12 protein-coding genes and 4 pseudogenes are annotated in these 13,224 nt (G+C 48.0%); 5 read left to right on the top strand and 11 right to left on the bottom strand.

The window, feature by feature from the left end:
- Positions 1 to 5 precede the first annotated feature (5 nt).
- Complete coding sequence (gene aceF, locus BQ1619_RS04705; RefSeq protein WP_114662537.1) at positions 6 to 1,295, top strand: dihydrolipoyllysine-residue acetyltransferase; 1,290 nt, start codon at positions 6 to 8, stop codon at positions 1,293 to 1,295.
- A 17-nt stretch (positions 1,296 to 1,312) separates the two neighbouring features.
- On the top strand, positions 1,313 to 3,088 hold the full coding sequence (lpdA, locus tag BQ1619_RS04700) for a dihydrolipoyl dehydrogenase (protein ID WP_114662535.1): 1,776 nt from the start codon (positions 1,313 to 1,315) through the stop codon (positions 3,086 to 3,088).
- Between the two features lie 66 nt (positions 3,089 to 3,154).
- Here lpdA and BQ1619_RS04695 read toward each other — a convergent pair.
- Positions 3,155 to 3,710, bottom strand: a pseudogene (locus tag BQ1619_RS04695) (phasin family protein).
- Between the two features lie 236 nt (positions 3,711 to 3,946).
- Between BQ1619_RS04695 and BQ1619_RS04690 the strand changes: the two are divergent.
- The 3 genes from BQ1619_RS04690 to BQ1619_RS04685 all read left to right on the top strand — a co-directional run bounded on the left by BQ1619_RS04690 (position 3,947) and on the right by BQ1619_RS04685 (position 5,901).
- Positions 3,947 to 4,615, top strand: coding sequence for a DMT family transporter (locus BQ1619_RS04690; protein WP_231968503.1), 669 nt, complete (start codon positions 3,947 to 3,949; stop codon positions 4,613 to 4,615).
- Complete coding sequence (locus BQ1619_RS09765; protein WP_331851892.1) at positions 4,507 to 4,764, top strand: DMT family transporter; 258 nt, start codon at positions 4,507 to 4,509, stop codon at positions 4,762 to 4,764. Before BQ1619_RS04690 ends, BQ1619_RS09765 begins: the two co-directional genes overlap by 109 nt.
- A 108-nt stretch (positions 4,765 to 4,872) precedes the next feature.
- Positions 4,873 to 5,901, top strand: coding sequence for a serine hydrolase (locus tag BQ1619_RS04685; RefSeq protein ID WP_231968501.1), 1,029 nt, complete (start codon positions 4,873 to 4,875; stop codon positions 5,899 to 5,901).
- A gap of 166 nt (positions 5,902 to 6,067) precedes the next feature.
- Here the strand turns inward: BQ1619_RS04685 and BQ1619_RS04680 are convergent.
- From BQ1619_RS04680 to BQ1619_RS09135, 10 genes and pseudogenes are all read right to left on the bottom strand, one after another.
- Positions 6,068 to 6,883, bottom strand: a pseudogene (locus BQ1619_RS04680) (IclR family transcriptional regulator).
- Between the two features lie 98 nt (positions 6,884 to 6,981).
- Entirely contained in the window at positions 6,982 to 8,052 is a 1,071-nt protein-coding gene (locus BQ1619_RS04675) for a quinone-dependent dihydroorotate dehydrogenase (RefSeq protein ID WP_114662533.1), read from the bottom strand.
- 9 nt (positions 8,053 to 8,061) lie between these two features.
- Positions 8,062 to 8,784 (bottom strand): arginyltransferase, encoded by a 723-nt coding sequence (locus tag BQ1619_RS04670; RefSeq protein ID WP_114662531.1) that lies wholly within the window; start codon positions 8,782 to 8,784, stop codon positions 8,062 to 8,064.
- Complete coding sequence (gene aat / locus BQ1619_RS04665; protein WP_114662529.1) at positions 8,781 to 9,518, bottom strand: leucyl/phenylalanyl-tRNA--protein transferase; 738 nt, start codon at positions 9,516 to 9,518, stop codon at positions 8,781 to 8,783. Before aat ends, BQ1619_RS04670 begins: the two co-directional genes overlap by 4 nt.
- Before the next feature lie 9 nt (positions 9,519 to 9,527).
- Positions 9,528 to 10,081: pseudogene (locus BQ1619_RS04660) on the bottom strand (NUDIX hydrolase).
- Between the two features lie 108 nt (positions 10,082 to 10,189).
- On the bottom strand, positions 10,190 to 10,408 hold the full coding sequence (locus BQ1619_RS10275) for an aminotransferase class IV (protein ID WP_162784599.1): 219 nt from the start codon (positions 10,406 to 10,408) through the stop codon (positions 10,190 to 10,192).
- Positions 10,405 to 11,547 carry a bifunctional chorismate-binding protein/class IV aminotransferase gene (locus BQ1619_RS04650; protein ID WP_162784598.1) on the bottom strand — a complete coding sequence of 381 codons (1,143 nt, stop codon included), beginning with the start codon at positions 11,545 to 11,547 and terminating at the stop codon, positions 10,405 to 10,407. Before BQ1619_RS04650 ends, BQ1619_RS10275 begins: the two co-directional genes overlap by 4 nt.
- 59 nt (positions 11,548 to 11,606) lie before the next feature.
- Positions 11,607 to 11,873 (bottom strand): hypothetical protein, encoded by a 267-nt coding sequence (locus BQ1619_RS04645; protein WP_114662523.1) that lies wholly within the window; start codon positions 11,871 to 11,873, stop codon positions 11,607 to 11,609.
- Positions 11,874 to 11,936: 63 nt separating this feature from the next.
- Positions 11,937 to 12,512 (bottom strand): peptidylprolyl isomerase, encoded by a 576-nt coding sequence (locus tag BQ1619_RS04640; RefSeq protein ID WP_114662521.1) that lies wholly within the window; start codon positions 12,510 to 12,512, stop codon positions 11,937 to 11,939.
- Between the two features lie 163 nt (positions 12,513 to 12,675).
- A pseudogene (locus BQ1619_RS09135) lies at positions 12,676 to 13,224 on the bottom strand (DsbA family protein).

Raw genomic sequence — 13,224 nt, 5'->3', positions numbered from 1 at the left:
AATTCATGAGTCAAATTATTGAAATTAAAGTACCGGACATTGGTGACTACAAAGACGTTCCTGTGATAGAGGTGCTCGTCAAAGTTGGTGATGCTGTTGAGAAAGAGCAATCCATTGTTGTATTGGAATCGGATAAAGCCACAATGGATGTGCCTTCTTCCCATGCTGGTGTTGTCAAGGAAGTCAAAGTGAAAGCTGGCGATACGCTTTCCGAGGGTTCTGTAGTGGTTATCTTGGAAGGGGCGTCTACTTCTGCTGCACCAGCTGCTAGCGCTCCAGCGCCAAGTGCTGCTGCTGCAAAAGCTGTTGAACCTCCAATTCCAAGAGCACCTGCGCTTCCCCCGTTAAGTAATCCTGCGCCCCAAGTGGATGTTGCCTTTAGTCACGCTAGTCCATCGGTTCGTAAGTTCGCTCGCGAATTAGGTGTCACGATTGCCCAAGTAAAAGGCTCTGGACCAAAAGGCCGCATTACTCAAGAAGACGTGCAAGCTTTTGTGAAGGCGGCAATGAGTAGTGGTGCGGGTAGCCCTGCAGCTGCGCCTAGTGGCGGTAGTCTCGGTGGACTAAACCTCATTCCTTGGCCAAAAGTAGATTTCACGAAGTTTGGTGAGATCGAGCGTCAACCGCTAAACCGCATCAAGAAACTTACTGCAGCCAATCTTGGTCGCAATTGGGTGATGATTCCTGCGGTGACTTATCACGAGGATGCGGACATCACCGATTTAGAGGCATTCCGTGTACTCATCAACAAAGAGAACGAGAAGAAGGGCGTCAAGATTACGATGCTCGCATTCTTAATGAAAGCAGCAGTTGCGGCATTGAAAAAATATCCGGAGTTTAATAGCTCGCTCGATGGTGACGATTTAATCCTGAAGAAGTATTTCAATATTGGATTTGCTGCAGATACGCCCACAGGTCTTATTGTGCCAGTCATTAAAGATGCTGACAAGAAGGGTATTTTTGAATTGGCCAAGGAAACTTCTGAATTGGCTGCGTTGGCGCGTGATGGCAAATTAAAACCTGATCAAATGCAGGGCGCGAGCTTCACCATTTCCTCTCTGGGCGGTATCGGCGGTACGTACTTCTCACCCATTGTGAACGCGCCTGAAGTTGCTATTTTGGGAGTTAGTAAAGCTGCCATGAAGCCAGTGTGGGACGGTAAACAATTTGTGCCACGCTTGATTTGCCCACTATTGTTATCTGCTGATCATCGCGTAATTGATGGGGCATTAGCGACACGCTTTAATGTTTATATTGCTCAACTCTTAGCCGACTTCCGTCGTGCCACCCTGTAAGGAAGGTAGATAGATTTATGGCGATGCAAACTATCTTAGTGCCAGATATTGGTGACTACGCAGACGTGCCTGTAATCGAGGTGCTAGTAAAAGTAGGCGATGTTATTGAAAAAGAGCAGCCCCTCTTGGTGCTTGAGTCTGATAAAGCAACAATGGAAGTTCCGGCAGATGCTGCTGGAACCATTACCAGCCTATCTGTGAAGTTAGGCGATAAAGTCAGTAAAGGTTCTGTAATTGCGGAAATAGAAGCTAGCGCAGCTGCCCCCGCAGCGAAGCCAGCCGCGACTCCAGCTCCTATTGTTAACACGCCAGCCCCTACTCAGGCGCCAAAAGCGGGACAGTACAACGGCCAGGTGGATCATGAATGCGAGACGTTGGTATTGGGTGCTGGTCCTGGCGGTTATAGCGCAGCTTTCCGTAGCGCCGATTTAGGAATGAGCATCATATTGGTTGAGCGTTACGCTACCTTGGGTGGTGTGTGTTTGAATGTTGGTTGTATTCCATCAAAAGCTTTGTTGCATACCGCTGCTGTCATGGATGAAGTAAAAACGATGGCTAAGCATGGCATTACTTTTGGTGCGCCCAAAATTGAAATTGATCAGTTGCGAGCCTATAAAGAATCCGTCATTTCTAAATTGACTGGTGGCTTAGCGGGCATGGCAAAAGCTCGTAAAGTCAAAGTTGTACGCGGGCTCGGACGTTTCTTGGATGCTAACCATGTTGAAGTGCAGCTAACGAGCGGCGATGGTCAAGATCTCACCGGTCAAAAAGAAGTGGTGCGTTTTCAGAAAGCCATTATTGCGGCCGGCAGTCAGCCAGTGAAATTATCTTTCTTGCCAGAGGATCCCCGTATCGTGGATAGCACTGGTGCTTTGTTGCTTAAGAGCATTCCCAAGCGGATGTTAGTAATTGGTGGCGGCATTATTGGTCTTGAAATAGCTACGGTCTACAGCACTTTGGGGTCACGGATTGATATCGCCGAGATGGTGGATGGCCTAATGGCAGGCGCGGATCGTGATTTAGAAAAAGTCTGGGAGAAATTCAATGCCGGTCGCTTTGAAAAAATCATGCTCAAGACACGTGCTGCCAAAGCGGAGGTCAAGCCTGATGGTGTTCAAGTGACCTTTGAAGGTGAGAATGCGCCTGCTGAGCCACAAACCTATGACCTTGTGTTAGTTGCTGTGGGGCGCACACCTAACGGCAAGAAAATCGATGCTGATAAAGCAGGCGTTCTCGTGGATGAGCGCGGCTTTATTGCTGTAGACAAACAAATGCGTACTAATATTCCCAATATCTTCGCGATTGGCGACTTAGTCGGTCAACCTATGTTGGCGCATAAAGCGGTACATGAAGGTCATGTCGCTGCTGAGGCTGTTGCGGGTGAGAAGTCGTACTTTGATGTGAAACAGATTCCCTCAGTTGCGTATACCGCTCCGGAGGTTGCCTGGGCAGGACTGACTGAGGAGCAATGTAAGGCGCGGGGTATCGCGTATGAGAAGGGCTTATTTCCCTGGGCGGCCAGCGGTCGAGCGATTGCTAATGGTCGCGATGAAGGCTTCACCAAACTCATCTTCGATGCTAAGACGCGTCGCATTATTGGTGGGGGCATTGTGGGCACCCATGCCGGCGATTTAATTGGTGAGGTTTGTCTAGCAATTGAGATGGGCGCTGACGCAGTGGATATTGGTAAAACCATTCATCCTCATCCAACCCTTGGCGAATCTGTTGGCTTGGCTGCTGAAGCAGCGCATGGCCATTGCACGGATTTACCACCGGTCAAGAAAAAGTCTTAAATCTTTCTGGACGCCAAATAAAAAGCCCCGAGAGATCGGGGCTTTTGCATTGCAGGCAAAATGCGATTATTTTTTCTTGGAGGCTTTGCTTGCAGCGCCAGCAGTTTTGACAACAGCATCTGCTGCAGTGCTGATATTGGTTTGTGCAATCTCAACAGCATGCTTGACAGCTTTTTGACTGGTTTCATAAACGTTGTTCGCAGAAGCAATTGCTTGTTTAAGTGCTTGAACAGCGGCATCTGATCCTGGAGGAGCATGCTTAGTCCACTCTTCGACGAGCACATTCATCTTCTGTTGACCATCCGCAAATTCTTTCTCAGCAGATTTGGTAAAGCTATCTTGTGTTTCATGAGCCAGTTCATATAAATGACGACTATAGGAAATAATTTTCTCAGCAATGGGTTGAACAGTTTCCGCTTGATGGGCGAGAAGTTGCTGAATATCTTTCACTTCTAATGCTTTCTTGGCGTTATTAACGCTATCGCTCAAACTTTGTTTGGCAATCGCTAAATTGAGTACCACTAAGCGCTCAATGCTTTGGAGTGCTTGACTGGTTAAACCCGCTTAAGGTCTCTAAATTGGCTTTTTGCGCGGCCGCGATTTGTTCTGGCGTTAAGTTCATCCCAATCCCTTTCTTTGGGTTCGCTATATTTACTATGATCTTGCTGACTACAATGGTCAAGAATGATTTCTAAATTATATTGCTGAAATATTACAATGCATCATCTACACCCGTGTTTGCCCCATCCTTTTTGATTTGAATCAACAGGGCAATAGGGCGTTGATTGAGAGATCCCCTTTAAAAAGCCCTAAAATCAACGCTTCACTAAAACACGATTTATTTATCCCCCTATATTCATGAAGCTCAGCCTAGAAAGGGCGATTGCACCCATCTTTGTCTTGATTTGGAGTACGGTACGGGGTTCGTTATCGTGCGTTTGGCGATGCCCTACGTTTGAGCCAGCTACCTTTCTCTTTTGTCGCTTTGCTGGTGTGATTGCCGCTATGGCGGAAATACCCCCAAAGGTGGCTTTGATTGCAGTGGCTGGTATGTTGCTGCAATTCGGCTACTTATTAGGGGTTTGGTTTGCGGTGCGCCTCGGAATGACTGCAGGTCTAGTGGCCATCATTGTGGGCCTACAACCTATTTTGACGGCTTGGTTTGCAGCATGGATTTCAGAGAAGGCAACCCCACGCCAGTGGATTGGACTGTGTTTTGGTTTTGCGGGCGTTGCCTTGGTCGTTGCCGAGAAGATTGGTTTTGTGCATATTCCTGTGGCAAGTTATGTGTTGGCATTTATTGCGTTGCTATCCATTACCTTTGGCACGTTGTACCAAAAGAAATTCTGCCCAGTCTTTGATCTGCGAGCAGGGTCATCGATTCAGTTTGGTGTTTCAGCAATATTGTTTTTATCTGTATGCATTTCTTCGAATCGGGCGTCATGGTTTGGAATGCGTCGGTTATCACAGCACTTTTATGGGCAATCTTTCCGCTATCCATTGGGTCAATCAGTTTGTTGTTCATGATGATCCGCAAAGGGGCGTCAACAAAAGTGACAAGCCTATTATATCTAACACCCCCAACTACGGCACTGATGGCCTGGCTCTTATTTGATGAGCCATTTACCCTGATGATGGCCTTAGGTCTTTGCTTGACGATGACGGGGTCGTTTTAGTCAATGCCCGCCAGACTGATACGGTCGCCACGATTGCTGAGTAGGGGCTCCAACCCAAGTTGGGGCGTAAAAATGCCTCTCCCGATTGGAAATTAATTATCATCTCGTATGTTGAATGTTTATGAAGGTCATCAGGGGATGGGTTTGAAGCGTATTTGGCTGCTAGTTGTTGCGACTGTGTTTGCGGGTGCATCACTTCATTTGGCGCCAGCATTGGCCGCTAGCAAAGACAAGTCGAGCAAAACCACTAAAGTAGTTGTTAAATCTCCCAAAAAACCCAAAATCGTTCGCATTACCGTAACGCGCTCTAATGAGCCAGTCGTCGCTGCACCACCATCATTAGCTACCGCACTCGGGCTGCGTGGTCAGCATGATGACCTCAATTTAAAGTCGAGCGTGGCGATGGTGGTCAACCAAGATACAAAAGAAGTGTATTTTGAGAAAAATCCTGGTGTGAGTTTGCCAATTGCATCCATTACAAAACTTATGACAGCAATGGTTGTGCTCGATTCCAAACTACCGCTTGATGAAACCCTTGTGATCAATGCAGACGATGTGCACATTTATCGCACCTCACGCCTGGCTGGCGGGACGGTATTGACGCGTCAGGAAGCGTTGCTCTTAGCGCTGATGTCCTCTGAGAACCGTGCTGCCTATACCTTAGGCCGAAACTACCCAGGCGGAATTCCTGCATTTGTGGATGCCATGAATCGCAAGGCCAAAGAGTTGGGTATGGGCCATTCTCGTTTTGTTGATCCTACTGGCTTGCTCAGCGATAACGTAGCTACAGCCGAAGATTTAACGCGTATGCTCAATGCCGCTTACCAATATAAATTGATTCGTGAGTATTCCACTTGGCCAGATCTCACAATGGTCATTGCAAAGCGCCCACAAAAATTCTTGAACACCAATCGATTGGTGCGCTCAGGCGATATGGATATTGGTCTGCAAAAAACCGGCTTTATTAATGCGGCAGGCAAGTGTTTAGTAATGCAAGCGCGTGTGAACAATACGCCACTTTTGCTTGTATTCTTGGGCTCGGTTGGAACGCAGTCGCGTTTTGCTGATGTAGTGCGAGTTCGCGATTGGTACGAGCGCATGCCATCGGGAGCGCAACCGATTCGTCGCTTAATGTAGATGGTAAAACGCTGGTTGGGTTCTAGGCCGAGGTGCCTGGTTCACTTAGGTTTGTAACCCATGCTCTTGGAGATTTGAAGGGCAGTGTCTTGCAAGGAGCGCAACCGATTCGTCGCTTAATGTAGATGGTAAAACGCTGGTTGGGTTCTAGGCCGAGGTGCCTGGTTCACTTAGGTTTGTAACCCATGCTCTTGGAGATTTGAAGGGCAGTGTCTTGCAAGGAGCGCAACCAATCTGCCTGAATACGGTCAGTAGGGGCGCTAAGCGATAAGCCGGCTACCAATTTGCCGGTGTCATCCAAGATGGATGCAGCCAAGCAACTCACGCCAAGCTCCAGCTCTTCATCGTCTCGCGCGCTACCCCACTCTGCGTACATGATTCAGTTCAGATTTCAGTTCAGATTCGAGTTTGGCTAAATCGGTAATGCTGTTGCGTGTATGGCCAGAAAGGCCAGTGCGAGTCACATGGGCGCGAACCTGATTTGCATCGTCGCTTGCCAGAAATAGTTTTCCAACGGAAGTTAGATGTAATGGTGCGCGACCTCCAATAGCGCGGACCACTTGCATGCCTGAACGCTCGCTATAGGCGCGATCGATGTACACAATTTCATCGCCTTGGCGTACTGAGAGATTAACCGTCTCACCGGTTAACTTGTGCAGGGTGCGCATTGGACCTTGAGCGGCTTCACGAACCGATAAGCGGGCTTTCTCACAAGATTGCCTAACTCCAATAGTTTTAAACCCAGTCTATAGGGCCACCATCGCCACGCTCAACCAGTCGGCAGGGACCATATTCCATTGAGGATGCGGTGAGCCGTAGAAGGGTGGAGACCCGTTTCTTCAGCGAGTGCCTTGAGGCTGCTCGACTCTTCGTGTATGGCAAGGGTATCGAGCAAATTCATCATACGGTCGACCACCTGGATGGCAGTCTTGGCGACTTCCCCAGTATTTTTGGTGGTTTTGACTGTTTTGGCCGTGCTCATAGGCGATATTGTAGCGATTTCAGGATGTATTGCATATTATGAAACGTCATTTATAGAACCGCCGACAATATGCTTGGAATTAGGGCAACCCTCAGGCGTCACCAAGGGCGAGTGAGCTCAGGGTTCTTCGTTGGGATGGGCTGTCTAAGCGCCTTGGCACACTCATTAACAAGATCTGGGCCGCGATAAATCAGTCCACTATAGAGTTGAACTAGGCTTGCACCCGCCATGATCTTTTCTCTAGTGTCAGCGCTACTCATGATGCCGCCCACACCAATAATGGGAAGTTGATCTTTTAGTCTTGCTTTTAAAGCCCTAATGGCTTTATTGGATGCAGCGCGAACGGGCGCACCAGAGAGTCCGCCTGTTTCCTCGCCATATTCCATGCCTTGAACAGCATCGCGTGCGATCGTGGTGTTTGTAGCAATCACGGCATCAATACCAAACTCCAGCAGGAGATCGGCAATCAAATGAACATCGTCTTGACCTAAGTCGGGAGCAATCTTTAAAAAGAGTGGCTTACGCGTTCCAAAGCGATCGCTTAAACGATTTCGCGCATCACCTAATTGACGCAGTAAATCACGGAGCATATCTTCACCTTGAAGGACCCGGAGATTTTGTGTATTGGGGGAGGAGATGTTAACCGTGATGTAGGTAGCGATGTCATAGACCGCATCCATGGCCATGACGTAATCACTGGCTGCATCATCAATCGGTGTGGTCGCGTTTTTGCCGATATTTAAACCAAGAACACCACCGTTTTGCCAAAATCCTGACCGACGAACGCGGGCTACACAGGCCTTTACACCATCATTATTAAAGCCCATACGGTTAATGATTGCTTGGGCTTGCGGCAGGCGAAACATACGAGGCTTTGCGTTACCTGGCTGAGGGCGTGGTGTGACGGTGCCAATTTCTAGAAAACCAAAACCCAGCGCAGCCAGCGCATCAATATGCTTACCATCTTTATCAAGGCCCGCTGCCAGTCCAACAGGATTGGGGAAGGTGATGCCGCACAGAGTTTGCGGATCCGAAATCGGTTTGCTAACCAACTTGTTGAGAAATCCCCAGCGCCGTGCTCGATCTAAGTTCGTGAGCGTCAGGTTATGCGCTTGTTCGGGATCTAAGCAAAAGAGCCAGGGGCGTAAGAGGGAATAGCGATCGATCATGGATAGCTATTATGAACCAGTCAATGGTTGCCAATGATCGTCAAGCAATCCTTCCATGGGCTGAAAATTCACCTTGTACGACATTTTTTCACTCTCTTTAATGTAGTAGCCCAAATAGAAATACGAAAGTTTGAGAGCCCGCGCTTGCTCGATTTGCCACAGAATGCTGTAGTTACCAAAGCTTGCGGTGGAATCCAAGCTGTCATAGAAGGTATATACCGAGGAGATGCCTTGCTCCAGAATGTCAATCATGCTGACCATGCGTAGCCGTCCTGGATGCGGATCGTGGGCCCCATCCCGAAACTCAACAATGCGGGAGTTCACCCGGCTTCGCAATAAAAATTGCATGTACTGATCTTGGTCATCGTTGTCCATATCGCCACCAGCATGCCGTTGTGTTTGATAGCGTTGATAGAGTTGGTGGTGCTCTTCTTGGTATCCGAGATTCAGAACAAATGCCTCGAGACCACTGTGTTTTTTCCAGGCGCGACGTTGACTGCGGGTTGGATGAAATTGGTCAACCAAAATCCGAGTAGCGATACACACTTTGCAGTGATCGCAATACGGGCGATAGGTATACAGACCTCTCCGACGAAAACCCGCATTCAGTAACTCGTTATAGACATCAGCATGAATGAGGTGCGATGGTGTGGCTACTTGAGAACTGCATGGGTAGGGTGCAGTTGCGTAAAACTGTATGGCGGTTAAGGGAGGTTCTTTGAGCCGAGTCATAGCCAGTGAGTCAGGATCTGCTTATCAAAAGTCCAAGGTAACTCAATATTAGATTGATTTAGCGAGATTTGCAGTTGATCTAAAAACTGAGCTCTAGAAATGGGCACAGCGCCTAGAGAGCGCAGGTGAGCTGTTTCCTGCTGGCAGTCAATCATCGCCATCCCATGCTCAATGCACCATGCGCTCAAGGCTGCTAAAGCTATTTTAGAGGCGTTGGGTTTACGGCTAAACATTGATTCACCAAAGACCATACCCCCTAAGGCAACGCAATATAAACCGCCAATCAGTTCACCTTGTTCTTGAAGGGCGATGCAATGGGCATGGCCTTGTTCATGAAAGGTGGTGTACGCATCGATAATTTCGTGGGTGATCCAAGTGCCGTCTTGATCTTTGCGAATGCTGGTTGCGCACGCGCGAATCACGGCACCAAAGTCTGTGTCGACTAGCAATTGACTTTGCGAGTCTTGGCAAAACTGCCGTATGACTTTTTGTAATGACTCACTGCATTTAAAGTGTTGGGGTTGCAAAACCATTCGGGGGTCTGGGGACCACCATAAAACAGGCTGATTATCGGAGTACCATGGAAAAATACCGCGTTGGTACGCTTGCAACAATTGACCGGGATAAATTCGTTCGCTGACAGCTATCAATCCAGGGACGTTAGGATCGGGGTCGGGTTTTTGCAGAGGATTGGGAAAGGAATCGTTTGGTCCTAACCAAGCAATTTGACTCATGAGAAGCTATCAAATGCGTTCAGAGGGTAAGACATCGCGACTGCGGACATAAAATTCTCCATTCAGAACGCCAGCTGCGCGATCTGCAAAAAACCATTCCAGCGTTTGTTTGGCGGTCGGAAAGGCCAATTCCTTCCAGGGAATCTCCTGCTCATGAAAAGTGCAACTTCAAGACTTTCTTCGCCAGCAAAGAATTCTGGGGCGTGCATCTTGGCTAGATAAAACAAATGCGTTTGCTCGGCATGGGGCATATTCAGTAGGGAATAGAGTGGTCCCACTTCAACCACTGCACCCGCTTTTTCGAGTGTTTCTCTAGCGGCGCCATGACTCGTACTTTCACCTAATTCCATAAAGTCCGCTGGTAATGTCCAATAGCCATAACGTGGTTCGATGGCGCGACGACACAACAATACTTGATCGCCATAAATTGGAATGCTACCGACGACATTGCGGGGATTTTGATAATGAATGCTGCCACAGTTTTCACAAACAAAACGCTCACGTGAATCGTCCGCCGGTCTCTTGATGATTAAAGTAGCAGCGCAGTGTGAGCAATACTTCATGATTTCTTTCTAGAAATGGGCTTTAATGGCGCCTCGCAAGGCATTGCATAGAATAATCTCATCTGCCATGGAAATATCCTGAATAGTCAGGTTGGCCGCACGGGCATTCTATTGCGGGTCTGCTAGAAGTGCGGCACGCATTACCCCGGGCAGTAATCCGGCTGAGACCGGTGGAGTAAGCCATTCAGCATTCCCTTTGGATTTAATAAAAATGCTAGTTCTGTCACCTTCCGTAACGTAACCTTGCTCGTTCACAAATAGTGCATCAAAGCTTCCGAGCTTGACCGCCGCTTGCCATGCGGCATCGCATAGGGCGCGCTGACTCACTTTATGTCGTAATAAGGGGTCTCCCGAATACATTGTGCAGTTGCTAGGAAGAATGTCGCTTGCCCAAAATAGTTTGACGGATTGCTCAATAGGTCAAGTAGCCCCGTGGTGATATTCATTGCTCCATCTGCTAGAAGATCGAGTCGTAGTCGAAAGTTCAGGGCGGAATTGAGCTCAGAACAGGCATTCACAATTAGAGTGCTTGCATGTTTTCGATCAAAAGCGATTCGTAGAGCAGTGGCAGAGGACTCCAGACGATCCAAGTGTTGCTGTAATCGTTGAGGCACATTCTGATTGATAGCAATCGTCTCAAATAATCCGGTGGCACTAATGAGTTTCGTTAAAAAGGCGGATTTGATTTCACATTCATGCCACTCCTCTTTGGGATCGGAGTCGATCGTAATACCGGCGCCAACACCCAGACTGAAGGTATTTTTGCGGGATAGATTGTCTCGTTCAATCTCCACCGTACGAATTGGGACGCTAAAAGCAAAATCGCCCCCAGGGTCAAGCCATCCCAAAGCGCCACAGTAATAGCCTCGATTCTCTGGTTCAAGCTCTTGAATAATTTCCATGCTGCGTTTCTTCGGCGTGCCCGTGACAGACCCACATGGAAAGACGGCATGCAAAACATCGCCCAACGCGATATTAGGCTTTGCCTGTCCCTGTACAGTTGATGTCATTTGTAAGACATCGCCATACCGTGCCATGGCAAATAAATTAGGTACGGAAACTGTATTTGGAAGTGATATGCGACTGAGATCATTGCGCAATAAATCCACAATTATGACATTTTCTGCCTGATTTTTTGGATCATCCGATAGCGCACTCTTATTCTCGGAGAGGGCGCTGGCAGTCCCTTTCATGGGCATCGCTTTGAGAATGTCGCCTTTGCACTCAATGAAGAGTTCGGGCAGTTGCGATAAGAGGTATCGAGACTGGTGGGCGATGTATGCGCCAAACCGTCCTGGTTGCCGCTCTCGTAGCCGTTTGTAAAGCGCTAAAGGATCGCCATAGGTTTCCCCAGTGATCCTATAGGTATGGTTAATTTGATAGGTGTCGCCTGCGCGGATGTATTCCTGAATCTGCGCGATATCGTCACAAAATTGCGTTTCACTGATGGACTCCCGTACATCCACGACGCCCGCGATGGTTTGGGTTTTATCAAGTGCGTTTAACGCATTCAGAATATATTGGTCTACATCTTCTTTAGCGAGTTTTTGAAAGCCATCAAAAGCCCATGCTTCGATGAGTGGGGACTGTTTCCTGTCGGTATTTTGCGAGGAAGCTTGTGAATGGTTTTCCCAACTTCATACGCAAAAGCGGCAACAATATATTGACCATTCTGAAGAGATTGAGTGATTGCCTGCAAGCAGACTTCGATGGCTTCACGATCAGTTGCATCATTATCCGAAGGCATCACCTGCCAGTATTGAACTAGAGCCACTTCGATCGATTGCAACAATTGGCCGCCGTACTTTGCGCATCATCGAGCAAAATCATGGCGACCAGACACTACAGTATTTTGTTACTTGAGGATTGTTGCTGATTCAATGACAACAGTCTTGGTGGGTACATCAGCCATTCTGCCCATGCGTGCAGCGGGAGCAACCATTGTTGGCACTTTACGGATGGCATCAATGGTTTGCGTGCCCGAAATCACTTTGCCAAAGACGGTGTAACCATTGCCCATTGCATTAGGGTAGTTCAGTCCCTCGTTATCTTTCACATTGATAAAAAACTGTGAGGTTGCAGAATCGGGATCAGATGTACGGGCCATGGCAATGGTGTACGTATTGTTTTTAAGATCATTATTTGCCTCTGATGCTACGGGCACATCAGTGGGTTTTTGTACGAGGTCAGGAGTAAATCCACCACCCTGAATCATGAAGCCATCAATCACACGATGAAAAATCGTACCGTTATAAAAACCACTTTTGACATAATTTAAAAAATTAGCAGTGGTCTTTGGGGCCTTTACATCGTCGAGCTCCACGACAAAATTACCCATCGTGGTTTTAAATTCCACCTTAGGGCCTGCGACTGCCGCTTGGCTAGCAAAGAAAGCGGTTATGAGAAAAAGGCTGGCGAAAAGCTTGCGCATGAAATCTCCTAAGAATTTGTATAAAAAGCGTTATTGTTCTTTTTGTATTGTATTGCCCAATGCGGTGTTCGGCGCGATTTAGTCTAGGGCGCTAAGCCATTGGGGACATTGGCTGCGAAGGCATAAGGCGCCTCATCGAACATGGTTGGTCGGGCTAGGTAACCTACGTCCAATCGATCGTATCTACTCCCCAGAAGCAGTGACCATTGACGACTAGGGCAGGGACGCCGAACGCCCCTGCAACCTTTGCTTGATTGGTGTTGTTGATGAGTTTTGCTTTGACCTCGGGAGTATCGGGTTTCGCTGTATCTGCCGGCAATCCCACATATGCGCAAAAATCAGGCTACGATAGATTAGGGTCTTTACCTTCAACCCACACATAATCAAATGCACGTTCAACCATGTTCCAGTTTGCATGATGTTCAACAAGTAAGCGTTGAGCAGCCACTGTCATAAATGGATGGTGTTCTGGAAAGCGAAATGGAATTCCCAATTTTTCTGCTTGCCATACACAAAATTGATAGGTGTGCGGACGCTTCGCAGCAATCTCACCGGGACCCTTATTGTCTGAAGTTCTCAATAAGCCACCCAAAAGGGCCGGCACAGGGGTAATCTCAAGTGTTGATTCCAGCCGTTGACGTTGCTTGATATATAAATAAGCAAATGGCGAGACGATATCGGAGTAAAACGTCGCAGGAATCTTGGTCGTCAT

It is taken from the genome of Polynucleobacter necessarius (assembly GCF_900095195.1).
Taxonomy (GTDB): Bacteria; Pseudomonadota; Gammaproteobacteria; order Burkholderiales; family Burkholderiaceae; genus Polynucleobacter; species Polynucleobacter necessarius_G.
The sequence above is the reverse complement of the archived record's forward strand: the minus strand, read 5'-3'. Positions and strand labels throughout refer to the sequence as shown.

Excerpts from the sequence above, each read along its gene's own strand:
- BQ1619_RS04685 (WP_231968501.1), top strand. The coding sequence starts at position 4,873 with ATGTTGAATGTTTATGAAGGTCATCAGGGGATGGGTTTGAAGCGTATT.
- BQ1619_RS04675 (WP_114662533.1), bottom strand. The coding sequence starts at position 8,052 with ATGATCGATCGCTATTCCCTCTTACGCCCCTGGCTCTTTTGCTTAGAT.
- lpdA (WP_114662535.1), top strand. The coding sequence starts at position 1,313 with ATGGCGATGCAAACTATCTTAGTGCCAGATATTGGTGACTACGCAGAC.
- BQ1619_RS04690 (WP_231968503.1), top strand. The coding sequence starts at position 3,947 with ATGAAGCTCAGCCTAGAAAGGGCGATTGCACCCATCTTTGTCTTGATT.
- BQ1619_RS04640 (WP_114662521.1), bottom strand. The coding sequence starts at position 12,512 with ATGCGCAAGCTTTTCGCCAGCCTTTTTCTCATAACCGCTTTCTTTGCT.
- aat (WP_114662529.1), bottom strand. The coding sequence starts at position 9,518 with ATGAGTCAAATTGCTTGGTTAGGACCAAACGATTCCTTTCCCAATCCT.
- aceF (WP_114662537.1), top strand. The coding sequence starts at position 6 with ATGAGTCAAATTATTGAAATTAAAGTACCGGACATTGGTGACTACAAA.
- BQ1619_RS04670 (WP_114662531.1), bottom strand. The coding sequence starts at position 8,784 with ATGACTCGGCTCAAAGAACCTCCCTTAACCGCCATACAGTTTTACGCA.
- BQ1619_RS09765 (WP_331851892.1), top strand. The coding sequence starts at position 4,507 with ATGCATTTCTTCGAATCGGGCGTCATGGTTTGGAATGCGTCGGTTATC.